The organism is Zafaria cholistanensis (genome assembly GCF_008580665.1).
Taxonomy (GTDB): Bacteria; Actinomycetota; Actinomycetes; order Actinomycetales; family Micrococcaceae; genus Zafaria; species Zafaria cholistanensis.
The window spans coordinates 53,936-79,427 of the sequence record NZ_BKDJ01000008.1; the positions used below are offsets into that span (position 1 = coordinate 53,936).

General features: G+C 67.0%; 21 protein-coding genes. 12 read left to right on the plus strand and 9 right to left on the minus strand.

Translation table 11 applies throughout. The features are described from left to right. Positions 1 to 280 precede the first annotated feature (280 nt). The gene (locus NCCP_RS08900) at positions 281 to 964 is read right to left on the minus strand and encodes a GntR family transcriptional regulator (protein WP_216364690.1); all 684 of its coding nucleotides are present in this window, start codon (positions 962 to 964) and stop codon (positions 281 to 283) included. A gap of 341 nt (positions 965 to 1,305) precedes the next feature. On the opposite strand from NCCP_RS08900, the gene NCCP_RS08905 reads away from it, so the two are divergent. The 5 genes from NCCP_RS08905 to NCCP_RS08925 all read left to right on the plus strand — a co-directional run bounded on the left by NCCP_RS08905 (position 1,306) and on the right by NCCP_RS08925 (position 6,611). After that, positions 1,306 to 2,325, plus strand: a complete 1,020-nt coding sequence (locus NCCP_RS08905) for a tripartite tricarboxylate transporter substrate binding protein (RefSeq protein WP_172627351.1) — start codon at positions 1,306 to 1,308, stop codon at positions 2,323 to 2,325. Between the two features lie 116 nt (positions 2,326 to 2,441). Further along, positions 2,442 to 2,978, plus strand: a complete 537-nt coding sequence (locus tag NCCP_RS08910; protein WP_172627352.1) for a tripartite tricarboxylate transporter TctB family protein — start codon at positions 2,442 to 2,444, stop codon at positions 2,976 to 2,978. An 8-nt stretch (positions 2,979 to 2,986) separates the two neighbouring features. Next, positions 2,987 to 4,513 (plus strand): tripartite tricarboxylate transporter permease, encoded by a 1,527-nt coding sequence (locus tag NCCP_RS08915; protein WP_149956896.1) that lies wholly within the window; start codon positions 2,987 to 2,989, stop codon positions 4,511 to 4,513. Next, a complete protein-coding gene (locus tag NCCP_RS08920) occupies positions 4,510 to 4,923 on the plus strand; it encodes a universal stress protein (protein ID WP_149956897.1) in 414 nt (137 codons plus the stop codon). The genes NCCP_RS08915 and NCCP_RS08920 overlap by 4 nt, the downstream gene beginning before the upstream one ends. 608 nt (positions 4,924 to 5,531) lie before the next feature. Then, positions 5,532 to 6,611 (plus strand): Ldh family oxidoreductase, encoded by a 1,080-nt coding sequence (locus tag NCCP_RS08925; RefSeq protein WP_149956898.1) that lies wholly within the window; start codon positions 5,532 to 5,534, stop codon positions 6,609 to 6,611. A gap of 734 nt (positions 6,612 to 7,345) precedes the next feature. Here the strand turns inward: NCCP_RS08925 and NCCP_RS08930 are convergent. Continuing rightward, positions 7,346 to 8,023 carry a GntR family transcriptional regulator gene (locus NCCP_RS08930; RefSeq protein WP_216364691.1) on the minus strand — a complete coding sequence of 226 codons (678 nt, stop codon included), beginning with the start codon at positions 8,021 to 8,023 and terminating at the stop codon, positions 7,346 to 7,348. A 248-nt stretch (positions 8,024 to 8,271) separates the two neighbouring features. Here NCCP_RS08930 and NCCP_RS08935 point away from each other — a divergent pair, with 248 nt between their 5' ends. From NCCP_RS08935 to NCCP_RS08960, 6 genes are all read left to right on the plus strand, one after another. Then, positions 8,272 to 9,864 carry an ABC transporter substrate-binding protein gene (locus NCCP_RS08935; RefSeq protein WP_149956899.1) on the plus strand — a complete coding sequence of 531 codons (1,593 nt, stop codon included), beginning with the start codon at positions 8,272 to 8,274 and terminating at the stop codon, positions 9,862 to 9,864. A 113-nt stretch (positions 9,865 to 9,977) separates the two neighbouring features. Continuing rightward, positions 9,978 to 10,958 (plus strand): ABC transporter permease, encoded by a 981-nt coding sequence (locus tag NCCP_RS08940; protein ID WP_149956900.1) that lies wholly within the window; start codon positions 9,978 to 9,980, stop codon positions 10,956 to 10,958. A 147-nt stretch (positions 10,959 to 11,105) separates the two neighbouring features. Next, positions 11,106 to 12,113, plus strand: a complete 1,008-nt coding sequence (locus tag NCCP_RS08945) for an ABC transporter permease (RefSeq protein ID WP_149956901.1) — start codon at positions 11,106 to 11,108, stop codon at positions 12,111 to 12,113. Positions 12,114 to 12,115: 2 nt separating this feature from the next. Continuing rightward, entirely contained in the window at positions 12,116 to 13,159 is a 1,044-nt protein-coding gene (locus tag NCCP_RS08950; RefSeq protein WP_149956991.1) for an ABC transporter ATP-binding protein, read from the plus strand. After that, positions 13,156 to 14,253 (plus strand): ABC transporter ATP-binding protein, encoded by a 1,098-nt coding sequence (locus NCCP_RS08955; RefSeq protein ID WP_149956902.1) that lies wholly within the window; start codon positions 13,156 to 13,158, stop codon positions 14,251 to 14,253. Before NCCP_RS08950 ends, NCCP_RS08955 begins: the two co-directional genes overlap by 4 nt. Further along, positions 14,250 to 14,972, plus strand: a complete 723-nt coding sequence (locus tag NCCP_RS08960) for a sulfite exporter TauE/SafE family protein (RefSeq protein ID WP_216364692.1) — start codon at positions 14,250 to 14,252, stop codon at positions 14,970 to 14,972. The genes NCCP_RS08955 and NCCP_RS08960 overlap by 4 nt, the downstream gene beginning before the upstream one ends. Before the next feature lie 683 nt (positions 14,973 to 15,655). On the opposite strand, the gene NCCP_RS08965 is transcribed toward NCCP_RS08960, so the two are convergent. From NCCP_RS08965 to NCCP_RS08975, 3 genes are read right to left on the minus strand one after another with little or no spacing between them, the layout of a single operon-like run. Further along, positions 15,656 to 16,585: a dioxygenase family protein gene (locus tag NCCP_RS08965; RefSeq protein ID WP_149956903.1), complete on the minus strand. Its 930-nt coding sequence runs from the start codon at positions 16,583 to 16,585 to the stop codon at positions 15,656 to 15,658. Then, the gene (locus NCCP_RS08970) at positions 16,582 to 17,679 is read right to left on the minus strand and encodes a maleylacetate reductase (RefSeq protein ID WP_149956904.1); all 1,098 of its coding nucleotides are present in this window, start codon (positions 17,677 to 17,679) and stop codon (positions 16,582 to 16,584) included. Before NCCP_RS08970 ends, NCCP_RS08965 begins: the two co-directional genes overlap by 4 nt. Next, positions 17,676 to 18,887 carry an FAD-dependent monooxygenase gene (locus NCCP_RS08975; RefSeq protein ID WP_149956905.1) on the minus strand — a complete coding sequence of 404 codons (1,212 nt, stop codon included), beginning with the start codon at positions 18,885 to 18,887 and terminating at the stop codon, positions 17,676 to 17,678. The genes NCCP_RS08970 and NCCP_RS08975 overlap by 4 nt, the downstream gene beginning before the upstream one ends. A 159-nt stretch (positions 18,888 to 19,046) precedes the next feature. Between NCCP_RS08975 and NCCP_RS15125 the strand changes: the two genes are divergently transcribed. Continuing rightward, positions 19,047 to 19,772: an IclR family transcriptional regulator gene (locus NCCP_RS15125; protein ID WP_422664936.1), complete on the plus strand. Its 726-nt coding sequence runs from the start codon at positions 19,047 to 19,049 to the stop codon at positions 19,770 to 19,772. Between the two features lie 346 nt (positions 19,773 to 20,118). Here the strand turns inward: NCCP_RS15125 and NCCP_RS08985 are convergent, their stop codons facing one another. The 4 genes from NCCP_RS08985 to NCCP_RS09000 all read right to left on the minus strand — a co-directional run bounded on the left by NCCP_RS08985 (position 20,119) and on the right by NCCP_RS09000 (position 25,437). Then, positions 20,119 to 21,465: an MFS transporter gene (locus NCCP_RS08985; protein WP_172627354.1), complete on the minus strand. Its 1,347-nt coding sequence runs from the start codon at positions 21,463 to 21,465 to the stop codon at positions 20,119 to 20,121. 246 nt (positions 21,466 to 21,711) lie between these two features. Then, entirely contained in the window at positions 21,712 to 22,641 is a 930-nt protein-coding gene (locus tag NCCP_RS08990) for a hypothetical protein (protein WP_172627355.1), read from the minus strand. A 26-nt stretch (positions 22,642 to 22,667) separates the two neighbouring features. Beyond that, positions 22,668 to 23,783 (minus strand): site-specific integrase, encoded by a 1,116-nt coding sequence (locus NCCP_RS08995; protein ID WP_216364694.1) that lies wholly within the window; start codon positions 23,781 to 23,783, stop codon positions 22,668 to 22,670. A 649-nt stretch (positions 23,784 to 24,432) separates the two neighbouring features. Next, entirely contained in the window at positions 24,433 to 25,437 is a 1,005-nt protein-coding gene (locus NCCP_RS09000; RefSeq protein ID WP_172627356.1) for a LysR family transcriptional regulator, read from the minus strand. Positions 25,438 to 25,492: the final 55 nt, after the last annotated feature.

A 25,492-nucleotide genomic window follows, 5' to 3' on the forward strand; every position in this document is an offset into this window, starting at 1 on the left:
ATACATCGTATCTTATATGCCAAGTGCTGAAAAGCCTCTGACTCACAAAGTGCGCTTCGAGGGTTTTCGCCAGGCATGCCGAAGCGTGGATCAAGGGCAGGCTACTGGTTGCTCAAGCCCCAAGGCCGAGCAGGAGGCGGGCGAAACCTGTGTTGGACGCGCACAATTTTCAGGCGCTCACAATCCGATGGCCCGACGGCGGCAGGGACACCGCACCCGGAGAGGCGCGGGAAGGCGGTACGGGAATCGGGAGAGCCAGGGATACGAGGCGGCGGGGACCCTAGTCCGCGGTGGTCGGAAGGTGGGCGATGCTCCGGGTCAGGAAGTCGCGAAGGTGCTCCTCCAGCAGGTGGGCAGCCTTGTCCCCGTCCCCCGCAAGGGCTGCATCGAGGATTTCGTGGTGCTCTGCCCATTCGACGCCCCAGGTTGGGGCGGCCTCCCAGCCGGCCACGCTGACCAGGGCGGAACGATCCCGCAGGTTGCCGATGATGTCCACCAGCAGATCGTTGTCGCAGTTCGCATACAGGGCGGCATGGAAGTCTCGATTAAGCAGGCTCAGCCGGGCCCGATCGTCGGCTTCCCCGGCGCGGCGGGCATCGTCGAGCAGGATGGCCGCCCGGTTAAGGCCGGCTTGGTTGCCCCGGAGGGTGGATCGGCGCACCGCCTCGGGTTCCAGCAGGATCCGGACGTCGTACACGCTTTCGATGAAGTCACGGTCGACTTCCCGAACGGAGGCACCCTTGTAGGGTACAAAGGTGACCAGACCGGAGGAGGAGAGGATCTTCAACGCCTCCCTCACGGGCGTCTTGGAGACCCCGAGCCACCGAGCCAACTCCGTTTCCACGAGAGCTTGGCCCGGGGCGAACTGGCGGGTCAGTATCGCGTTTCGAATCTCGGCGAGCACCAGATCGATCCGCGAGCTCGGCAGAGTGATCGGGCTGCCGGCGCTGGCGTCAAACTTCACTGTTCCGGGCCCCTTTCTGCACCGCGCCCAAAGCCCCGGGCGATGCCCTTAGTATAGCCCGAACGCGTCCGTGCATATGTGATATACGAAGCGCATTCCCCGTCAGGTCCGCGGGTTTTACGTCATCTGCTGATATTCCCTTGGCGGTGTGTCATATATGAGATACGATATTTACGTGATGCGCGCCACGTAATGGTCGAGACCGTTCGATTTACGGCTTCCAGCACGCTTATCAGTACCGCGAGTTGAGTCCTACCGCTCGCGCACAGCGAGAGAGCGCCGTTCGGAGCTCACCATCCGGATTGCCCGCGTTGAGGCGGGTACCGACGAAGGAGATCAGAGTGAAGAAAATCCAAACTATTGGGGCCGGTTCGCGTCGCGGCCTCGCAGCAGCGGCCGGGGTCGCCGCGCTTTTGGCCCTTACGGGATGCGGCGGCGTCCAGGGAGGCGACAAGGCCGAAGACCCAAGCAAGTACCCCAGCCGGGCGATCGAACTCACCGTCCCCTACGACCCGGGCGGAAGCACGGACTTGATTGCCCGCGCTCTGGCGCAGGGCCTGGACGAACCGCTCGGCGAGCCGGTCGTGGTGGCCAACAAGCCCGGTGGAGGCGGAGTCCTGGGCGCCCGCGAGGTGCTGGGCACTTCCGGCAACGGCTACTCGATCGTGACACTGTCGCAGTCGCAATTCTCGATCTCGCCGCTCGTGGAATCCGACAGCAACCTGCTCGACCTGGAGGAAATGCGGGTGCTCGCGGGCCTGACCACCGAGGAGTACGCCCTGGTGGTTCCTGCGGACTCGCCCTATGCGTCCCTGCAGGACCTGCTGACCGCCGACAAGGTGAGCTTCAGCCACTCCGGTGTCGGAACGGGAACGCACTACGCCCTTGAGGTCCTTTTCAAGGATGCCGAGGTGCAGGCAAACGGGGTGCCGTTCGACGGAAGCAATCCGTCCCTCACGGCGCTTCTGGGCGGCCAGGTCGACGTATCGGCCGGCAACATCGCCGAGGTGATGCCCCAGATCAAGGCCGGGAAGATCAAGCCACTGGCTACCTTCTCCGCCGAGCGCAGCGAGTTCCTGCCGGACGTGCCGACCGCGACGGAGGCCGGGTATGACATCGTCCTGGACCAGCGCAGGTTCATTGCGGCGCCAGCCGGACTCTCGGACGAGGTCGCCGACAAGCTCCAGACCGCGATCGGCGAGGCCGAGAGCCAGCAGGCCTACAAGGACTTCCTGGAGAAGAACTACATCGCCTACTGGGGCGCCGACCCTGAGGCAACGAAGCAGCAACTGAAGGAGGCAACGGAAGCGATCGCGACCAAGACCCAGGAGCTCGGGATCGACTTCGGACAGAACGGCTGAGGTTATTGAGCGGGGCTTTCCCACCGGCGCCGGGGCCATTGGGGGCCGAGGACCTGGCGACGCCAGAGGTCGCATCGGCCCGAATCCAGGACGGCAAACACATGGAAGGACAGAGAATGGGCGTCCCCACACGGCGGAGCCAGGACACCGCCACCCAGAGCGAGGAGGTGGGCGTGGTGGAGGCCGACGTCGACGATGAGGCTGTGACACCGGCCGGAGCCTGGTCCCACCTCGTCGCCGGTGGCGTGCCGCTCGCCTTCGGCGTGGTCATGATGCTGGGATCGATCAATCTCGGTCTGGGAAGCCCCACCTCCCCTCAACCGGGACTGTGGCCCTTCGCGCTTAGTGTCCTGCTCATCGCGCTCTCGATCGGCCTGTTGGTGGGGCGCGGCAGGTTCGGCCCCTGTGAGTCCTTCGGCAGCGGAACCCTGACGGTGATTGCCGGTGTGGGCAGCATTGCCGCCTTCACCATCCTGCTGCCGCTGATCGGCTTCGAGATCCCGGCCATCGTCCTGGCCGCCTTCTGGCTCAAGATCCTCGGCCAGGAGAGCTGGCGGGTGGTTGCCATGGTCCCAATCCTCTGCACGGCAGCCTTCCACCTGCTGTTCGTCGAGGGTCTCGGCGTGGCCATCCCGCATCTGTTCTCGTTCTAGGAGTGACCATGGATATCTTCAACGGCATCGCCTCCGGGTTTGAAGTCGTCTTCCAGCCAAACAACCTGCTGTACTGCCTAATCGGCGTCGTGATCGGCATGCTTATCGGCGTACTGCCCGGGCTGGGCACCGTGGCCACCATCTCGGTGCTGCTGCCCATCACCTTCGGCCTTCCGCCGGAGACTGCCATCATCATGATCGCCGGCATCTTCTACGGAGCGCAGTACGGCGGGACCATTACCTCCGTGTTGCTGCGTCTGCCAGGCGAGGCAAGCGCGGTCGTTACCACCTTCGACGGCTACCAGATGGCCCGCCGCGGCCGAGCAGGCGCGGCCCTGGGCATCGCAGCCATCGGATCCTTCATCGGCGGCACGCTGGCGATCGTCGGTCTCAGCCTTCTGGCACCGGTGGTCGCCGCCTTCGCCCTGGACTTCGGGCCCCCCGAATACGCCGTCCTCGCCCTAGCAGGCATCCTGCTCGTCTCCTCCTTCGGCAGCGGCTCCGCATGGAAATGCATCGTGTCCGCCACGATCGGGCTGTTAATGGCCTCGGTCGGACGGGACCTGTTCACCGGCGTCGACCGCTTCACCCTGGACAGCCCCCAACTGGCCGACGGAATCGATTTCGCCGCCCTGGTCATGGGACTGTTCGGTCTCGGAGAGGTCCTCTACGACCTCGAACGCCGCATCAAGGGCAACAGCGCCCCAACACCCAAGGTCAAGAACGCCTGGATCACGGGAACGGACTGGGTCCAGTCGCGCATGGCCATCGCCCGCGGCACTCTCATCGGATTCATCCTCGGAGTGTTGCCCGGCGGCGGCGCGACACTGTCCTCGATGGTCTCCTATGCCGCCGAGAAGCGCGCGGCAAAGGATCCGAGCCGGTTCGGCAAGGGCGCCATCGAGGGCGTCGCCGGCCCGGAATCGGCCAACAACGCGGCAGCGACCTCGTCCTTCATCCCGCTGCTTACCCTCGGCATCCCGGCCAATGCGACCATGGCCATCATCTACGGAGCCCTGCTGCTTCAGGGCATCGCCCCGGGGCCCCAGCTGATCAGCGAGCACCCCGACGTGTTCTGGGGCGTCATCGACTCCATGTGGATCGGCAATATCCTGCTGCTGATCATGTCGATCCCCCTGGTACGCCTGTTCATCAAAATCCTGCAGGTCCGCGCCTCAATCATGGCGCCGATCACCGTCATGATCATCCTTATCGGCGCCTACTCGGTCCGGAACAGCATCTTCGACCTCTGGATCGTCATCGCTTTCGGCCTCCTCGGATTCCTGATGAAGAAGTTCGGTTTCGAACCGGGCCCCCTGGTCCTGGCCTTCGTTCTGGGCAACCTGCTCGAGACCTCGTTCCGCCAGTCGCTGCAGCTGCTCGACGGCAGCCTGTTCGGCTTCTTCGCCCGTCCGATCTCGGGCACACTGCTGGTCCTCATGATTGCCGTCCCTTTCCTGGTCATGGCCGTGCGCCTGTTCCTGCGCAAACGTGTCGCCCAGACCGACCTCCAGAAGGAGTATGAGAACGCATGACCGTCATGTTGGGATTCGTCCCCTCCCCCGAAGGACGTGCCGCAGCCAGATTCGCCATCGAGGAGGCGGTGCGCCGTCGAACGACACTCACCGTCGTGAACGCCTCTCGTGGGCAGGCACCGGCCGAAGCCACGATGGCCAGCCACGAGGAACTCAAGGTCCTGCAGCAGATGGCCAAGAACGCAGGAATCCCCGTCACGACTCTCCAGCCGGCACATGGCGGCTCCCCAGCGGAGCAGCTCCTGTCGGCGGTGGAATCCCACAGCGCGGAAGTCCTGGTCATCGGCCTACGCAGGAGGTCTCAGGTTGGCAAGCTCATTCTCGGGAGCACCGCGCTCACGCTGCTCTCCCACGCCCCGTGCCCCGTCAGTGCGATCAAGGCCGACAAAGGCTACGCCCCAGGGGTTTAGGAAAGCGGTGGCGGCTACGGAACTCCCTCTGGTGGCGCCGAGCAGAACTCACTGACACGCAGGAAGTCCGGCCGTTTGGAACGGCCGGACTTCCTGCGTGCACCGGGACGGCCCAGGGCGGTTCTGGTGTCGCGCCAATGCACCGAGGGTTGCGGGCCTGTCGCGGTTGGATCGCCCGCGAGCCTCATGGAGAGGCCCGAAAAGCGCCTCCGTGCCGGCGATAAACAAGGTTGCATCGCGTGCGGCCTCGTTTGCCACCCGCCGGCAGGTCGAACGCTCGGCGGCACTAAGCGAGTGGGACTCCCGTGTTGCCGGTGGGTTGCTACGGAGACTCCGAGCCGTGTCTTGAGCCCCGTAAATCAGATGCGGTCGGCGGAGCGCCGCTGGAGGGTGGAGAGGGCCTGAAGCGATTGCGTCCTAAAGCTGGTATGAGTTTCGTATATTAGATATGATTGGCAGGGTCAGACGCTTGGCGGACCGCCACCGGCAGGGATGCCTTGAGGCCGGCGGACCCAATAGCATCGAGGGGACGTTATATGCGTTCCCTCACCGCGGAGAACTGACAAGGAGCACCAAGGATCGCCCACATTCACGCCTAAGGAAATTTCATGAACACTAGCCCGGTCGATACCCTCCCCCGTTACTCAATAGATTCCTTGTCGGGCTTTTCCACGCGGCTCCTGGAGCACGCGGGCGTGGATACGGACAAGGCCGTCACCATGACGGCTCGAATGATCGACGGTGACCTGCTTGGGCATCGCACCCATGGCTTGGCGTTTCTCGGCACCTACCTCGAGCGTTTGGCAGGAGGCCACATCAGCGGCTCGGGCCAAATCGAAGTCATCCACGATGAACCCGGCGCAGCGGCCTGGCGCGCGCATCGCCTCCCGGGTGCTTGGGCCATGGAACAGGCCACGTCACTGGCCTTGGAGCGCATCCGCACGCAAGCCGTCTTCACGATAACCATCGCCAACTGTTCTCACATCGGCTGCCTGCAGAGCTATCTCCTGCCCTTCACCGAGCAGGGGCTCCTTGTGCTCCTCATGGCCACCAACCCCGGCGTGGCCTCGGTGGCGGCACCGGGCGGCACGCGGGGGGTCATCACGACTAACCCCATTGCGATGGGAATCCCCACGCGTGGAAACCCCATTCTGATAGACCAGAGCACCTCCGTGGGCAGCAACGCGCTGTTCGAAAGCTACGCGGCGCGGGGCGAACGGCTACCGGGCCCTTGGGTTCTTGACGCTGACGGCGAACCCACCGATGATGCATCGGTCCTCAACGGCACCCCCGCAGGAACAATCCAACCGTTGGGACAAACGGACTTCGGCTACAAGGGGTTCGGGTTCGGGCTGATGTGCGAAGCCTTGGCCCTCGCGCTGCCCGGATACGGCAGGCGCTCTCAGCCGAATCGGTTCGGACAAGGCGTCTTCCTGCAGGTCATCGACCCGAAGCGCTTCTCCGGTTCGGACGACTTCCTCGACGAGGTGGATTACCTGGTCTCGGCGGTCCACTCCGATCCCGGCGCCCCGGGCAAAAAAACCCGGCTCCCTGGTGAGCGCGCTCTTGCCACCCGTGCTAGCCAGCTGCAGCACGGAGTCAGCCTCCATCCCGAGGTCCTGTCTCGGCTCGAACCTTGGTCCGAGCGCGCCAACGTGCCCCTGCCCCGCCCCCTCCAAGAGGACTGAGCAGGCCCGCCGGCTTGACGCCGGGAGCACGGTCACAGGTCAGGTCCGGGGTGTCGGGTTCGGCGGCCGTGGGCGGGGTCTGGCGTGACAGCGCCTGGGACTTGATGCGCTCCAAGGAGGCGTTCCCCAGAGTGCGGATCGTTTCGTGCCGCGCCGGTGGGCGCGCGGCCGGGGCATCGTCGCGCTTCTTGAGGACTTGCGCCGTGTAGCGCCGCCTGGAGACGCCCTTCCGCGGGGAAGGGTGTTGATGAAGGGCCTGCCCGCTCCCCAATTGCGCCGGGGCTCGTCCGGCTCGGCGACGGGGTCGAAGCGCGGGCAACCGCCCAGGTCGCGGACCCGCGCCCAGTCCTTCTGCCCGTGGCGTCCCCGTCATCCTTGTTCTGGGGCCCACAGCGGGCAAAGGTGATCCGACGGGCCTGGCAACAGGCCGCCAGCTGCTCGTTGGCGACCTCCGACCCATCGTCCCAATCGATCCCAGAGTCGGGAACGGGAACACGGCGGTGACGTACTCAAGGGCGTCGAAGGATCATTGGGCGGCCCCGTTCCGCAGCGACCGCCCCACCGTCCACGCCGTGGCGATGCCGCCGAGGATTAGGGTGAAGCAGAACGCGCCGGAGCCGCCGCCGTCGCGCCCAACCAGGCCGATCTCCGTTCATCCCGAAGGGCGTCGTCCCGCCTAAAGCCCCATCTGCCGGGGACACCAGTTCGCTGTCCGGACGGCGGTGCGCTCTGATCTAAGGCGTAAATTGCTTCAGGGCGCGGTCCATAAATTCCTGCAGATGATTCCGCAGCAGATCCGCGGCGCTTCCCGCATCACCGTTGAGCGCGGCCTCAAGGATCGCCCGATGCTCAGCCCACTCGGTCTCCCAGGTAGGCGAGGCGGTCCAGCCAACCACACTAATCAGAGCCGCGCGATCCCGCAGGTTTTCAAGGATGTCGATCAGCATCTGATTTCCGCACCCCGCATACATGCTTGCGTGGAATTGGCGGTTCAAGAGGCTGAGCCGTCCCTGGTCTCCGGCCGCGGCAGCATCTCGGGCTTCGTCCAGAGCGGTGGCGGCGCCTTGGAACAAGCCCGGATCTCCGTCGCTGACTGCCCGCCTTACGGCTTCGGGTTCGAGCAGAAGGCGCACCTCGGCCACGGAGCGAATGAACGGCGGATCGACCGTAGTAACGGACGCTCCCTTGAAAGGCGTGAATGTCACCAGTCCTGACTGGGAAAGGATCTTCAAGGCTTCACGGACGGGAGTCTTGGACACCCCCATCGCCTTCGCAAATTCCGCCTCGACCAAGGGCTGCCCGGGAGCCAGCTTGCGGGTGAGGATGCCCTCCCGGATCTCGCTCAGAACGAGTTCGATACGCGAGGGGGGCAGATCAAGGGTTCGGGTCAAGCCCACGCTGTTGGCAGACATTGGGACGCCTTTCTGGGAACTCAATAGTCCCTACCATCATAGTCGTTGACGTATGCCAAATACGAGATCTAAGATACGAGATATGACGGAGGCGTGACCTAAGACACATGCTCGCTGCGCCAGCCTTCTTCATCGACTTCTGACCCGCCCCGACCGCATGCCTCAGCGTTTGATCGCGGCCTTGTCCTGCAGTCCAAGAATCGGAAACCTTCCGCGGCTTGGAACCCATCCCACACCCGGAGTCAATGATGACCTATCACAAATCACAGCAGCACTTGGGCCTGAACGGCCTGGCCAAACGTCGTGGTTCAGCGGTCGTGCTTGGAGCAGCCGCTGCAGTAGCCGTACTCAGCGGCTGCTCCGTGGCCAACTCCGGCGCTGCAGCCGGCCCCGCCAACGCCGCCCCGGACACGGTGCGGATCGTCCTTCCCGAAGAACCGCCCACCCTCGACCCCTGCATGAATTCGCAGTCCTCCACCGGACGCGTCACCCGTGCAAACATCACCGAAGGCCTGACGTTTCGGGACCCTTCCACCAGCGAAGTCGAACCCATGCTTGCCACCGATTGGGAGCAGACAGGCAAGACCACGTGGACCTTCAACCTGCGCGAGGGCGTTCAGTTCCAGGACGGCTCCCCGTTCGACGCCAAGGCCGTTGCCTCATCCATCGAGCGGGTCCTCAAGCCTGCTCTCAGCTGCGATGTCGCCGCGCAGTTCTTCGGGGAAATCAGCCTCACTCCCACGGTGGTGGACGACCACACGATCGAGATCGAGACGAGTTCCCCCGATCCCATCCTGCCGCTCCGGATTTCGTACATCGGCATCGTGCCGGCCTCCACAGATCCCGAAGAGCGGGTGAGGGAAGTTGTGGGCACGGGCCCATACAAGGTGGGAACCTGGGATGCGGGAACCCGACTGACCCTGGAGCGTTTCGATGGCTATTGGGGGGACAAGCCTGACTTCGCCTCCGTGGAGTATTCCTGGCGAACAGAAGCAGACATCCGATCAGCGATGGTCGAGACCGGAGAAGCAGACGTTGCGACGACCCTGACACCGCAGGAAAAGGACAAAAAGAACGCGGTCGTCTTCGAAACGAACGAGACCGCCTATCTGCGACTGGACCCCACAAAAGCACCGATGGACGACATGCGTGTTCGCCAAGCGATCGACTACGCGCTGGACCGCGATGGCCTGCTTGCATCGGTGTTCGGCGGCGTCGGCACAACGGCATCCCAAATCGTCCCGGACAGCGTCATCGGCCACAATTCCAACATCGCTCCCACGTCCTACGACATGGCCAAAGCGCAGGAGCTGGTGCGCGCAGCCAAGGCCGACGGTGTCCCGGTGGAGAACGAGATCACCCTCATCGGTCGCAACAACATCTATCCCAACGCAACGCAGGCCATGGAAGTTGTCCAGGCGGCGCTGACCGAGGCGGGGCTGAACGTGAAGATCGAGATGCTGGACGTGAACGCCTGGCTCGAATACGCACTGAGGCCGTTCCCAGAGGGAGCCGGCCCGACCATTCTGCAGGGACAGCACGGAAACCAGGCGGGCGATGCATCGTTCACGATGGTCAACAACTACGGATCAAAGGGTGGCCAGAGCACCTACGGCACTGCGGAACTGGATTCGCTGATCAAGGAGGCCGAGAGTGCATCCGGCGAGGAACGCCAGGCAGCCTTCGAAAAGGCTTTGGCGTATCAGCACGACCAGATCGTTCGCGATGCCGTACTGGTCCGGGTCGGCGGGGTGATCGCGGTATCCGACCGGGTCGCCTACGAGCCCGATTCCGCGACCTATGACGAGATGCGTGTGGCCGACATGAAACCCAAGGGATAACGCCTTGGGGACTCTAGGCTCGGAGCGCCTGGCGTGGCAGGCCTTGAGTCCGCCACCGCCAAAGCGCATTTGCAGGGCCGGCAGCCAGCCATCAGAGAGTAGGTAAGAGAACAATGCTGACCTATCTACGCAAGCGAATCGTTTCCAGCGCCTTGCCGCTGGTGGTGGTGATTGTGGGCGTGTTCGCGCTGGCCAGGCTCACCGGAAACCCGGCCAGCCTGTACCTGCCGCTGAACGCCACGGACCAGATGCGCGCGGATTTCGCCGCCCGCAACGGCCTGGACCAGCCGCTGCTGGCCCAGATGGCCGATTACTTCGGGGGCGTGCTCCAGCTGGACTTCGGCACTTCCCTCCGGACGGGAGAGTCCGCAGCAGCCATGGCGCTGCGGGCTTTCCCGGCCACTCTCCAGCTCGCCGCCACCACCATGGTGCTGGCCATCGTGCTGGCGGTGATCGTCGGCAGCTGGGCGGCCCTGAAGCCGAACGGCGTCGCGGACCGGATCTCCAGCTTCATCTCGATGGCCGCCGCCTCCATCCCGGACTTCTGGCTTGCGATCGTGGGCATCTGGGTCTTCGCCATCACCCTCGGCTGGGTCCCCACGTCCGGCGTCGCCGGTGCGGCCGCCTGGGTGCTGCCCATCGGAACGCTGGTGATGAGGCCTTTCGGCGCCCTGGTCCAGGTGGTGCGCGGGGCCATGGTGTCCGCCCTGGCCGAGCCGTACATCAAGCTCGCGCGCAGCAAGGGGGCCTCCCAGTCCCGGGTGGTCACCCGCCACGCGCTGCGCAATGCCGCGGCGCCGGCGCTCACCGTCGCCGGTGACCTGACCGTGGGTTTGGTCAACGGGGCCGTGGTGGTGGAAACCATCTTTGGCTGGCCCGGCATCGGCAAGCTGATGATCGACTCGATCCTCCAGCGCGATTTCGCCGTCCTGCAGGCCTGCGTGCTGCTGACAGCCTTAGCCATTTTTGTCCTGAACATCGTCATCGACCTGTTGTACGCGCTGCTCGATCCGCGCGTCCGCCCGGCATCGGCCGCATCCCGGCGCGCCAAGGCCCGCCAGGCCGCCGTGCCTGTCCAAAGCGCCCCTGCGTGAGCGGGGCCGCCAAGGTCCGCTGGCCCACCAAGGACCGCCGTGCCCGCCGTGCCCGCCCAGAGCATCCCTGAATAAGTAGGGTCGCAAGCTCCCGCCGTGGCGACGAAGCCGACACGGCGGGAGCGCCCCGATCCCTAGGAGGAACCCATGAGCCAGACCACCCAAGACCTCCCCGGTACCGGCCCGGCCCCAGCCGGCCCCGCCCTGCCCGACGCGAACCGCAAGGCCCTGCGGGAAACCAAGTCGACCACCCCCAGCCTGTTCCGGCTGCTGCTGCGGGACAAGTTCGCCTGCTCCGGTGCCGTGGTACTGCTGGCCGTCCTGCTCACCGCCATCTTCGGACCGGCACTGATGGGCGACCTGGCCACCAAGCAGAACCTGCTCTTCGCAAACAAAGCTCCTTTCAATCCGGCCAACGGCTGGGAATACTTCCTCGGCTCGGACTCGCTGGGCCGCTCCGTATTGGCCCGCCTGGTGGTGGCCACCCGGACCACCCTCATGGTGGCCGTCCCCGCGGTCGCGGTGGCGATGATCATCGGCTCGCTCTGGGGTGTCTGGGCCGGCTATCACCGGGGCTGGCGGGAGAACGTCTCGATGCGCCTCGCGGACATCATCATGAGCTTCCCCTCGCTCCTGCTCGCCGTCGTCGTCCTGTACGTGTTCAGCCCGTCCGTGGCGAACATCGTGGCGATCCTGGCCCTGACCCGCATCCCCATCTACCTGCGCACCGCCCGTGCCGAGTCGGCCGAACTGCAGAGCCGCACCTTCGTCGACGCCGCCCGGACCTTCGGCGCGCGCCCCAACGCCATCATTGGCCGCCACGTCATCCCGGTGGTCATTCCCACCATCCTGACGCTGGCCACCCTGGAGTTCTGCTACGTCATGCTGGCCGAGTCCTCGCTGAGCTTCCTCGGCATCGGCATCCAGCCGCCGGACGTCAGCTGGGGCCTCCTGGTTTCCCAGGGGCGCCAGTACCTGCAGACCGCCTGGTGGCTGTCCATCTTCCCGGGCCTGGCCATCGTCATCACGGCCATCTCGGCGAACCTGCTGGCCGCCTGGCTGCGCATCGCCACCGACCCGTCCCAGCGCTGGCGCCTGGCGGTGCCCGGCCGCAAAAAGCTCATCACCCGCATCCCGGCCAAGGAGTCCAAGTGACCATGACGGCAACCAACGAAGGGACCCGGCGCCCCGGCGAGCCGAACCGCGTCGTCCTGCGCGTAGCGGGCCTGGACGTCGACATCCGCACCCCCTCGGGGGAAATTCGAGCAGTCAGCGGCACGGGCTTCGTCGCCCGCGCCGGCCAGACCCTGGCCCTGCTCGGGGAGTCCGGCTGCGGCAAGTCCATGACGGCCAAGGCCATTGCCGGCCTGCTGGACCCGGTGGCCCATGTCTCCGGGGGCACGGTGGAGCTGGACGGCAAGGACCTGAACCGGATGTCCGCCAAGGAACGCCGCAAGGTGGCCGGCGCCGAACTGGGCATCGTCTTCCAGGACGCGCTGACAGTCCTGAACCCCGTCTACCCGGTGGGCGTCCAGCTCGGCGAGGCCTTCCGCATCCACCGCGGGCTCTCCGCCAAGGCCGCCCGCAAGGAGGCCATCGCGCTGATGAAGCGCGTGGGCATCCCCGAGCCCGAATCCCGCGTGGACGCGTTCCCGCACCAGTTCTCCGGCGGCATGCGCCAGCGCATCCTGATCGCCATGGCGGTGGCGCTCAGCCCCAAGCTGCTGATCGCTGACGAACCCACCACCGCCCTGGACGTCACGGTTCAGGCACAGATCATGGACCTGCTCCGCCGCCTCCGCCAAGAGGAGAACATGGCGGTGGTCCTCATTACCCACGACCTCGCCGTGGTCGCCGAGGAGGCCGACGACGTATCCGTGATGTATGCCGGCACCGTCGCCGAGCAGGGGCCGGTGGAGCAGGTCTTCGCCACTCCCCGGCACCCCTACACCAAGGGCCTGCTCGAATCGGTGCCGGTGGACGCAGAACGCGGAAGCAACCTTTCCTCGATCCCGGGAAGCCCGCCGGAGCTGAAGAACATTCCCGCCGGCTGCGTCTACCAGGACCGTTGCCCGCTGGCGCGGGAACTGTGCCGCCAGGAGCGCCCGGTGCTGCGCGAAGTGGCGCCCGGCCAGCAGGCCGCCTGCCACTTCTCCGAACTCCTGGCCACCGACGAAACCCTTGAGGAGATCAAGTCATGACCGCTCTGCTGGATCGTTCCCACTCCGGCGCCGACGTCGCCCTCGAGGTCCACGACGTCACCAAGACCTTCCAGGTGGCGCGCAGCGCCTCCGGCAACAACCGGCTGCGGGCCCTGGACGGAATCAACCTCACGGTCGGCCGCGGCGAGACCCTGGGGCTCGTCGGCGAGTCCGGCTGCGGCAAGTCCACCCTGGCGCGCACGCTGATGCTGCTGGAGAAGCCGGATTCCGGAACCGTGGCCTTTGAGGGGCAGGACCCGTTCGGCCTCAAGGGCAAGGAGCTGCTCGCCTGGCGGCGGCGCGTCCAAATGGTCTTCCAGGATCCCTTCGCCTCGCTGAACGCCCGCATGACGGCCGGGGAGATCATCTCCGAGCCGTGGGCCACCCACCGCAGCCTCTACAAGACCGGACGCGAGCGCGAGGCCCGGCTGCACGAGCTCCTGCAGCTGGTGGGCCTGCGTCCCTCTGACGCGAAGAAGTCCCCGCAGGAGTTCTCCGGCGGCCAGCGCCAGCGCATCGGCATCGCCCGCGCACTTGCCCTGAACCCGGAACTGATCATCCTCGACGAACCCGTATCCGCGCTGGACCTGTCCGTGCAGGCCCAGGTACTGAACCTGCTCAACGACCTGCAGCAGAAGCTGGGCGTAAGCTACATCTTCATCTCCCACGACCTGTCGGTGGTCCGCCACGTGACGGACCGCGTCGCGGTGATGTACCTGGGCCGGATCATTGAGACGGGCACCACCGAGGACGTCTTCGAACGTCCCCTGCACCCGTACACGGCGGCGCTGATGTCCGCCTCCCCCAAGCTGGATGCCGCGTCCCGCCCCGCCGAGCGGATCGTCCTGCAGGGTGAGCTGCCTTCGCCGCTGGATCCGCCCTCCGGCTGCCGGTTCCGCACCCGCTGCTGGAAGGCCCAGGACGTCTGCGCTACCCAGGCTCCCCCACGGCGCACCGCCTCCGAAGCGGGCCGGGTCGCCCTGCCCGTGCCGACCCTGCGCGGAGCCGCACCGGCGGCGCACGCCGCCGAGTGCCACTTCCCGCTCGAGGATCCGCAGGACGCCGGCCTGCGGGCCACCGCGGCCGGGACGTGAGCCCGGCCGACTACGCCGTCCTGGGCGCCACGATGTTCGTGGCGTCCGGGCTGCAGGGCTCCATCGGCTTCGGTGCCGGCCTCGTGGCCGCGCCGGTCATAGCGCTGGTGGAGCCCTCTCTGCTGCCCGCCCTGGTGGTCATGCTGGCGTGCGTCCTGACGCTGCTGGTCGCGATCCGCGACAGAGCGGCGCTGGACGTCAGGGGCGCCAGCTGGGCCCTGGCCGGGCGGGCTCCCGGCAGCATGCTGGGCGCCTGGCTGGTAGTGGCGGTGTCGGCGACCACTCTCTCCTGGATCGTGGCCATTGCGGTGCTCACTGGAATCGGATCGGCCTTCCTCGGATGGCGCCCGGCCCGGACTCCCGCCACCCTGGCCATCGCCGGCGTCCTCTCCGGCATCATGGGTACCGCCACGTCCGTGGGCGGAGCCCCGATGGCCATCATCTGGCAGGGCCTTCCCCCGGCGCGCATCCGGGCCACGATGAGCGCGTTCTTCCTGGTCGGATCGCTCATGTCCGTGGGTCTGTTGGCCTTCGCCGGCCTCGTGACGCCCGCGGTGGTGCAGGCCTTCCTGCTGCTGGTCCCGGTGGTGCTGGCTGGCTTTTTCGCATCCCGCTGGCTCAACCGCTTCCTCGACGCGGATCGGCTGCGCCTGGCGGGCCTGTTCGCCGCGGCGGCCGGCGCCGTCGTGCTGGCCGTGCGGCTGATCCTCGGCGGCTGAGCACGGCCGTGCCCAAGGCCTGTCGGGACTGTGAGATTAATGAGGGGTTTGGCCTGCCGCACGGTTAGCTACTTCTTCCTCCGAACACCATCGGAAGGCATTCAGGGCCGGCCTCCACCTCATGGCCCATCGTGCTCGACTGCGACCCGCTTACCGCTTGGTACATCGCCGCGGAGCTGCCGGGGCCATAGGGCCAATGTCCGAAACCCGCGTCCCACCTGCCCCGGCGCGCTCCTAAAGGCGGCTATTCCAGGGCCGGGAGTATGTTCCCTGCCAGCGGCGTTCATAGAGGTGGCCCGTCAGTGAACGCATAGACGGAAGCGGGTCTTTTTGATGGAATTTTGCGCCTTCCAATGGTGTGCGGCCAACGTGGCCGCGCCTAGTGGCAATGGTTGTGGATCGCACTGTAGCGCCGGGACGACCGGCGACCCAAACCGTGGAAACATGCATTAGCTGCAGGAACACCACGGCGGTTTGCGCAGATATGCGGTCGTTGGAGGTATCGATGACGACTCTTCGCCCGACAACCGTCCTCCGAACAGCTCAAATACGCATTCGGCCTCGCCCGGGAGTATCCACACCTAATACAACTCCGGTGGGTTTAACGCCGATAACGGCGCATATGACAGGTGCTCCCCGGTGGACATGCCGCCGGGGAGCGTTGGGGTGAAGTGCTACCCCAGTCAGGCCCCCGTTGGTGCGAGGACGATGTCGAAGCGGGTGCGGGCCCATCCGGTGCCCTCCAGGTCGCGCCCGTCGGGGGTGGGAGTTCCGGCCGGCTGGGGGACGAAGTCCTTGATGAGGGAGTCCTTGACGCCGAACACGGAGTCACCGATCTCCAGCTGCGGGTCGCCGGTAACAAAGATGTGGGTGACCAGGGTGCGCAGGCCCGGCGCGGTGACCATGAAGTGCAGGTGGGAGGCCCGGACCGGGGACCGGCCGACCTTCTCGAGCATCATGCCGACGGGTCCGTCGTGCGGGATCGGGTACGGGGTGGGGGTCAGCCCCCAGAAGCTGTAGTTCCCGTCCTTGTCGGAGTAGAGGTGGGCCCGTCCGGCGATGCGCCCGTCGGTGTATTGGGCGTCGTAGAACCCGTCGTCGTCGGCTTCCCAGACCTCGATCCGCGCGTTCGGGACCGGGTTGCCGTCGGTGTCGGTGACGGTGCCCTCAACCCAGCAGGGCTGGCCGGAGGCGCTGCCGGCGATGTCCCCGCCGAGGGGGATCTCCGGGGCGTCCTCGGCGAAGAACGGCCCGAACACAGTGGCCTCGGTCGCGTTCCCGACCGCTTCGTTGTTCACGGCCACGGTCATCATGGAGGCTCCGAGCACGTCCGAGAGCAGGATGAACTCCTGGCGCTTGTCATCGGTGATATGCCCGGCCGCGGTGAGGAACGCAATCGCTGCGTCCCACTCGGCCTCGGTCAGGCGGACCTCGCGGATAAAGGTGTGCAGGTGCCGGGTCAGGGCCTGCATGAGGTCCTTCAGACGGGGGTCCTCGCACTTTTCGAAGGACGCCAGCACGGTGTCGGTGAGGGTTTCCTCGATCGTGCGCTGCTGCGGGCTGACGCCGTTGATGGTGGTTCCGGGAGCGTGGGAGGTGGCGTCGGCGCTCATCGGGTGGCTCCTTCCAGGGCCTGCTCGGACAGGGTCACGGGGTCCGCACCGGTGAGCGCGGCCTGAAGCAGGGCGGTCAGGTTCGCCTCGGTGACGGGGCGGGGGTTGCTGGCCGGAATTGCGGGCAGGGCCACCTGAACGGCCTCGGCGATCCCGTCGGCGGTGAACCCGTAGTCGGCCAGGGCCTTCGGCGCGTCCAGCCTCGCGCGCAGTCCCTGCAGCCCCTCCAGCGCGGTGGGCGCGCCGAACGCCGCGGCCATCCTCGCCTCGGGCTCCGGGACGAAGGGTGCGTTGAACGCGAGCACGTAGGGCAGCACGGTGGCGTGGGTTTGGGCGTGGGGCAGGTTGAACGTCCCGCCGAGCACGTGGCAGATCTTGTGGTGCATCCCGGACCCGGCGGAGGCGAAGGCGACCGCGGCCAGGTACGCCCCGTAGAGGGCCTGTTCCCGGCCCTCCAACCCGGACGGGTCCGCGACGATGGCCGGCAGCCCCGCAGCCAGGGCACGGATTCCCTCGGCGGCCAGCGCGCTGTTGATCGGATCCGCCCGCGGACCCCAAAGGGAGTCCACGCAGTGCGCCATCCCGTTCAGGCCCGAGGCCACCGACATGTCCACCGGCAGGGACAGGGTCAGCGACGCGTCGTAAATCACCGTCACCGGCAGGACCCTGTCGTCGACCCCGGTGGTCTTGCGGGCGGCCTCGGTCAGGCCCCACACGTTGGTCGCCTCCGACCCCGCGTAGGTGGTCGGCACCGCGATAATCGGGATCCCCGTGGTCATCGCCACCGCCTTCGCCAAACCCGTGGTCGAGCCCCCGCCCACGCACACGATCAAGTCGATCCCCGCCTCGATCGCGGCGGTACGGGCGCGATCGGCGACCTCGACCGGCACGTGCATGATGACCTCGTGGTGCCACAAAGCCACCTCAATGTCCGCCGCCACCTTTCGGGCCATCGGAAGTTCGAACTCCGAGGCAATCACCATCACCCGCGAAGCACCCAACCGGGCCACCTCCGCGGCCAGATACTCCGCGGCCTTCCCGGAACCGAACAGGACCCGCTGGCCCAACGTCACATGTTCAAACGTCAGCATCAGAGCACCGCCCCGTCCAGTTCCCGCGCCGGATCGTAGGAATAGATCCAGGAGGCTTTCGTCAGCGCATCGCCGTCCGCCAGTTGCGCATCGCGAGCCTGCTGCTCGGGCCCATCCGGCAGGTGGTTGATGTCCTTGCGGGCGTGGCTCATTTCCTGGAGCCGAGTGGTGCGTTCGATGCGCAGGGACTCGTACGTCTTCAGGGCCAGTTCCGGCTCGTCAGCGTGCTTGGTAAGGCATCCTGCGAAGACCGCGGCGTCCTCGATGGCTTGTGCCGCACCCTGCGCGAAGAAGGGGAACATCGGATGCGCGGCGTCGCCGAGGAGGGTAATGCGTCCATGAGTCCACCGGTCGAGCGGCTTGCGGTCCAGAAGTGCCCAACGTCCGGGACGGTCGGCAGCCTTGATGAGCTCTTCGAGACGGGGGTCCCAGCCCTTGAACTCGACGAGGAGTTCCTCGAGTTCAGCCGTGGCGCTCCAGGATTCGCGGGTGAACTCCCCCGCCGGGGCGAAGGCGACGACATTGACATACTCGCCTCCCGAGATGGGGTAGTGCACGAGGTGGTGGTCCGGTCCGATCCAAAGGGTCTGCGCGGGACGACGTGCGAAGTCGGGTGCCTTGTCCGCGGGGACGAGAGCGCGGAACGCGCACATGCCGGAGTACTCCGCCGGCGTCGGGGCGGCCACGATGCCGCGGACCAGGGAGTGCACGCCGTCGGCTCCGAGCAGGACGTCGGCGTGGTGGGTCGTTCCGTCGCCGAGAGTCAGGCGTACCCCATCCGCGTCCTGTTCGACGGAGTCGACGTGGCTGCCCAAACGCAGCGCCTCGTCGGGCACGGCGGATCGGATCGCGGAGAGAAGATCGGCTCGGTGCAGCACGTAGGTGTCTTCGCCGTAAAGTTCGGCGCAACGGCTGGCCAGGTCCTCGACGGACAGCACGGTGCCGTCGGACCAGCGACGGAATTCCCAACCGGCTTCAAGCCGGACGGCCCGGGTCTGGAGTTGGTCCATGACGCCGAGGCGGCGGAGCAGCCTGACGGCGTTGGGAGCCACGACCAAACCGGCACCGACCTCTCCGAGGGCGGGAGCCTGCTCGAAGACGGTGACGCGGTGGCCGGACCGGCCGAGGAAGGCCGCGGCCGCCAAGCCGCCGATGCCGCCGCCCACCACTGCAACGTGCAGTGGTGGGGAGGGAATGGTTGAGGTGTCCATGGCTTACCTTTCGGACGGAGGATGGAAGGGATCTCCCGGCGTTTGCATCATTCTTGACTGGCCGATGCGAGGGCCGGGAGCTAGTGTTTACTCAATGAACATTGGATTCTGCTGGAGGGGAGAACCCTGAGGCGCCGCCCGGAAGATCCGCGGAGCGTCATTGCCAAGGCATCGGACGTTCTTGGCTGCTTCGCACCCGGACGGGCGGAGCTGGCTCTCGCCGAGGTAACGCGCCGGTCCGGACTTGCACACGCGACGGCGCGCAGGATCGCGGGGGAACTGGTCGATGCCGGGCTCCTGGAACGCACGGAACGTGGAACGTTTGTCGTAGGGATCCGGCTCTGGGAAGTCGGGTCCCTGGCTCCACGGACACTGCCACTGCGCGAGGTGGCCATGCCGTTCATGAGCGTGTTGAACGAGTCCCTGCGCCAGCATGTACAGCTGGCGGTACTCGAGGGCGATGAGGCGGTGGTGGTCGAGCGGCTCTCGGCCAAGCATGCGGTTGGGGTTGTTTCACGGGTTGGCGGGCGTCTGCCCCTGCACGCTTCGGGGGTCGGGAAGGTCCTCTTGGCGCACGCGGGCCAGCAGGAGATCGACCGGGTTCTCGCCAAGCCGCTGGCGAAGCTGACGCCGGCGTCGATCACGGATCCGTACGCCTTGGCCCGGGAACTCGCCGACGTGCGCACGCAGGGCTTCGCAATGGTCCGCGAGGAGACGAGCGCGGGAGCGGACTCGGTGGCTGCCGCGGTGACTGCCCCGACGGGCGAGGTGATCGCCGCGCTGTCCGTGGTCGTGCCCAGCAGGACGGTGTCCCTGTCCAGCCTGGCGCCCGCCGTGGTGGCGGCGGCTAAAGGCGTCTCCGGCGCGATGCGCAAGATGGGCTAGGCAACCCTGCCCCAGCCCCTGCCGGTTTCCTTGGCAGGGGCTGGGGCAAGGAGACCCGAATGGCCGCACCCGGATGCCGGGCATCCATGCGGATGCCGCCGAACCGGCCAAGACGCACCCCGCAGGAGTCCCAGCGCCGGCCCGGCCGGCTCAGGCGCATCCTGCGGCGCCCGAGCCGGCGTTCGGATCGTCACTGCAGCCCGACATGGTCTCGCCGCATCGGCTCCTATCCGGTGGGCTCTCACGCGTCCCAGCGTCCACCACCTGATGGGTTGCCGCCCACCGCTGCGGACGAACACCGGGACGTGGCCGCTATTGCTGCCACGTCCCGGACACAGCCGAAACCTCATGCACTCGCTGACTTCTCGGCGTCAACCTTTTCATCTCCGCCAAGTGGCGGAACCGCTGGCGTTGCCAGCAGCGGGCGTTTCTTCACGAGGCTGAGCAAGACTGCGGCAATGATTGATGGGATGACGAACGCGTAAAAGTTCCAGGTGTTCCCGACGGCGCCGGCGGCAACCAGAGACATGACGATCCCGCCGTAGGTCGGGCCGACGATGGCGCCAAGACGGCCGACACCAAGGGCCCAACCCAGACCCGTGGGACGCAGGTGGGCGGGGTAGAAGCCGGCGACAAATGCATTGACCAAAGTCTGGGTATTGGACCCGAAACCGGCAACGGCGATGAGGAAGTACAGGAAGAAGCCGTCCGGCTTTGTGGCCAGGAGCAGGACAGCGGCCGCAGCCATGAGGAACGAAACGACGATGACTCGCTGCTCGCCCAGCTTATCCGCCAGTCCGCCTGCCACGATCACCCCGACAACCGCGCCGATGTTGAAGACGAGGAGGAAAGTGAGCGCGGAACCGAGGGAGTATCCGCTGGAACGCATGATCTGCGGCAGCCAGGTGTTCAGCCCGTAAACCATCAACAAACCGCAGAAGGACACCAGCCAGAACAGAAGGGTCGGCGTGGCCAGACGGTTCTTGAACAGTGCGGCGGGGTTGGCCTTCTCTTGGGATGCCGGCGATTCGGCGAAGGGAATGCCATAGCGGGCAGCGGTTTCCCGAGCTTGTTGTTCCCGGCCCGAATGCTTGAGGAAGGCGATGGATTCCGGGAGGAAACGCAGCATGAAGGGCAGGACGAGTACCAAGGGGGCGGCACCGAGGGCGAAGAGGACACGGAAGTCGGCGACAGGAAGGACCACAAGACCGACGACGGCGGCCAGAATGCCGCCGACGGAGAAGCCGGAAAACATCAGTGCGTTGTTCAGCTGGCGCCTGGCCGGATTGGAGAACTCGACGGTGAGTGCGATCGCGACAGGCATGAGAGCCCCCAGGCCGAGTCCGGCAACCAAGCGGCAGAGGCCGAAAACGAACAGCGTCGGCGCGATTGCCGCCAAGGGCATGGCCAAGGAAAAGACGATGAGGCTGGTAATGAGGAGCTTGCGAGGCCCATAGCGCCCGCTGAGCGTGCCGGAGGCCAATGCGCCGAAGAACATGCCAACCAGACCCAGCGAGCCGACTTGGCCGACGAGGACTGGATTGAGGTTCCACGCCTTGTACTCCAGCAACTCGGGGACGGCGACCCCAAAGACGATCAGATCATAGCCATCAAAGACGACTGCGAGCCAACAAAGGACAACCACCCAAAGCGGGTGAACGCGACGTGGCGACAAAAGGTTGGAGGTGGACAAGGAGCAACCCCTTCGATCATGTGGACAGTTTGGACTCGTCTTCATGATCAAGTGATGCGCAACACATGAGGGCAGTTTGTTCATTGAGCGAACACATTTGAATCCGGAATAGTTGCCGAAGAAGCTTGGATCCGTCGAATCCGCCCCTGGTCTGGGGTCTCACCCGTTGAGGCCCGGAACGGCCCGGCCGCCCCCGCCCGTCGCGCCTGGAGTCGCGGCCGGTACGGGCGGCAGACGGGAGCGTGCCTAGTGGTCGCCGATGCGGCCCAGCATGGCCAGGGTCTCTTCGATGGCCGCGTCGGATGCCTTCAGGGCTTGGGCGGCCTGGGTGTCGAGCGCCTCCAGGATTCCGGCCAGCTCGTCCAGGGAGGCGCGCTGGTAGTCCTCTGCGACCTCCCGGTCGGGGTCGCGCCCCGCAGTGAATTCAGGGAGGGGTGCGCGGGAGGCGTCCTGGCGGTGGGCGAGGATGGCCGAGACGGTGCGGGCCGAGACGGGTTCCCAGTCGGTGAGCCAGCCGTGCTTGTCGATGCCCGGCAGCAGCACCGTTCCCGGGGGAAGACCCCGGTGCCCGGAGGCTTCCCGGCAGGCGTGGGTGCCTGTCGTTCGGTGTCCGGCCAGCAGGGAGCGCACCGAGGCCCTGCCCCGCTCCTCCCAGAGCACCAGGACTGTCAGCCATCGGGTAAGGGCGCAGGCCGGGCACCCGGCCGGCTCCGGCGTGCGTTCGACGGGGATGCCGCAGATGGCCCAGGCCCCGTCCGGGCCCTGGGTGATGTCGGCGACTCCCACCTGGCGGGCCGTTTCGCGGGTGAGGCGGCAGGTCCCGGCCAGGACGGCCAGGTACGCGTCGCGGCGCCCGGCCAGCCCGGCCGGCCATCCGGCGGTGGGGCAGCGGGCCAAGGTTTGGGTGAGGTCCAGCCAGCCTTCCCCCTCCCGCCAGGGCAAGGCGGGGGTGGGGTCGGGCAGGGCGAGGGGGTGTCCGGTGTGGCGGTGGACGCGGCGGATGATTTGCAGGCGTTTGGCCCGGGTGGCCGGGGCGGCCGGCACCTCGGCGACAAACGCGGCGATCGTATCCGCGGTGGCGGGCAGGGCGGAGAGGCCTGCGGCCTCGCACCAGTCCCGGAACAGCACCCACGCCGGGTTCGCGGTCGCGCCCCTGCCCTTCGGCTCCCTGTTCACGGGTTCCCTGTTCACGGCGTCCACGGTTAGAGGCCGATGGCCGTGACGGCGTTGCCGACCAGGGGCGCGTATTCGCGGTCGTAGACGGCCAGGACCGTATCGCTCCTGTGTCCGGTCTGGCGGCGGATCGCGCGGGAGTCGGCCCCGGCGCGGAAGGCCTGGGTGACGAACCCGGCCCGCAGGGAGTGTCCCCCGTAGCGGGTGGGGTCCAGGCCGGCGGCGGCCGCGCGGCGCTTGAGCATTTCGTTGACCGCATGCCCGCTCATCCGCGCGTCCTTGACGGCTCCTCCTCCGGCCAGGGAGCGGAACAAAGGCGCCTCGGAGTCGGTGCGGGCCCTCTCCCGCCGGCACACGTGCGTCTCCTGCGCGTTCATGTCGCGGACGGCGCGCATGAGCGCGACCCGGCCCCCGGCCCCGTCGACGGCGGTGAGCAGGTCCATCCACCGGTAGAGGGCGCACGGGGCGCAGGTGAGCGGATCGTGCCCGAACGGCAGGGCCTTGACCAGGCCCGCTCCTTCCTGGTCGGTCTTGGACCGGCGCACCCGCAGGTGCACGCCGTCGTGCCGGGACGGGATCACGTCCGAGAGGTTCAGGGCAGCCAGTTCGGAGCGGCGGAACGCGCCGGCGAACCCGGCCAGCAGCACGGCCGCGTCCCGGGTGGCGGCCACCGCGCCCGGCCACGTCGTATCGGCTAGGGCGCGCAGGAGGATTTTCAGGTCATCGGTGAGCAGCGGATCCACCCGCCGCGGCCCCTGCGTGCGCTCCCGCCGGATCGCGAGCAGGGCCCTCGCCACCTGGCCGCCCGCCCCCGGGGCCGGGACCCCGGCGCTCACGTGGGCGGCATTGATCGCCGCGGCCCTCCGCGTCAGGGTGGACACCGCGTACGCCCACCCCCCGTCGGGCCGGACCGTCGCGGCGGCCTCACTGAGGTACGCGATCACTGTCTCGGCCGACGCCGGCAGGGGCGGGTAGCCTTTCGCGGCGCACCAGGCGGCGAAGGAGCGCCAGTCCGACGCGTACGCGCGCTTCGTGGCCGGTGAGATGGAACTCTCCAGGGTGCGCCGTACCCGCTCCGCGTCCGCGTGCGCGAGCACGGTCCCCGCGACGTCAATGGGTGCGGCGGGGGCAAGGATCTCGGTCACGCAGGCTCCGTTGTCTCTTCAGGGGGCGGTTTTGGTCATTCCAGCCTTAAATGGGGTCACCCCCACCCTACCGCCGGTAATCCCCCTTACCGGCGGTACAGGTCCGAGACCTTATAAGGGAGAACGACCGGCGAGACCACGCGCGTCACTGGTTGGTGCGGCAGCTGGGCCGGCCCGGACAGGCAGGCTTCTTGTCCTTCGCACCTGTTTGATGGCTACCGGCGTGTCCCACACGGCAGCGGCCTTACCCGCAGACAAACCCCGGAGGCCTCCAGCCCATGGCACGCCTCTATGAGCCATCCCTTAAGGCCGGTCACGGCGCTTACGTTGCTGGCCGAAGGCACAGGTTCGAATCCTTTAGTTTCCCGGAGCCCGATTCCGGTCTGGTTCCGACACCTCTTGGACGCAGCAAACGGATCGGCTGTGGGCCCTCCCGCGGAAAGCTGGCAATTCTTGTATTACGAGCAAGACCCTCGGGCATGCGGAGGCGCCGACGTCGGCCGGCGCGAGCGATGAGTCGCCCGCAGGCATTTTCGGGACCGCTCATGGGCAGTTTTTCATGACCGCTAACAGGCTCCGTATCTGAATTCCCTGTACGGGCCGGAGTCCGGGATGGGGCGTTCCTGGATGTTCGGCGGTGCCATCCAGCTCAGCGCCCCGGACCGGTCGCGCGCGGTGTCACGGTGACCAGTTTGGCGAGGTCGGTGCCCGGCGCGGCGAGCCGGTCCACGGTTTCGAAGACGAACCGTTGCATGGCCGCCGCGGCGGCCGAGGGTCCGACGTCGGTGCGGCGGGCCAGGTTGACGGTTCGGGTCAGCTGGGGGCGCACCAGGCGGGTGCTGCGCAGCGCGGGGCGGTCAATGACCACCATCGCCGGAACCACGGCCACTCCCAGCCCCCGCTCCACGAACCGGAGCACGGCGTCCATCTCGGCGCCCTCGACGGCGATCGTCGGGGTAAGTCCGCTCGCGGAGAAGGCTGCGTCGGTGGCTCCGCGCAGGTCGTAGCTGCGGTTGAAGGCGACTTGGGGGATCTGCGCCAGCTCCGCCAAGGTGAGCTCGGCCGGGGTGAGCTCGGCCGGGGTCGGGCTTTCGCCCCGCTGCTGGTGCGCCGGTCCCGGCAGCGGGGCACCTGCCGCAGAGACTACCACCAGTTCCTCGGACAGCAGGGGGATCAGTTCGGTGCCGGGCACGGATGGGTTTGCCCCGCGGGTGACCACCAGGGCCAAATCCAGTGCGTTCTCGTTCAGCGCGTCCACCAGGGAACGTGAACCGCCCTCGGTGATGTGCAGGTCCACGCCGGGGTGCGCGGCCCGAAAAGCGGCCAGCACGTCTGCGACCAGTGAGACGCACAGGGTCGGCGGAGCGCCGAGGCGGACGTGCCCGCGGCGCAGCCCGGCCAGTTCGTCCATCTGCTCGCGTGCTGACCGCGCGTCACCAAGCATCCGGCGGGCGATGGGCAAAAGCACCTCGCCCGCGTCGGTCAGCGCCACTCCGGCCGGCCCGCGGCGAAACAGCTTGGCGCCCAGGTCGGCCTCCAGGGCGGCGATCTGCCGGCTCAGGGACGGCTGGGCGAGGAAGAGCTCCTCGGCGGCGCGGGTGAAGTGGCCTATCCGGGCCACAGCCTCGAAGGAGGACAATTGCTCCAGTTTCATCATAGCCTCCGCGCATCGAGATCAGTCACATAATGCATTGGACTCATCATACGGG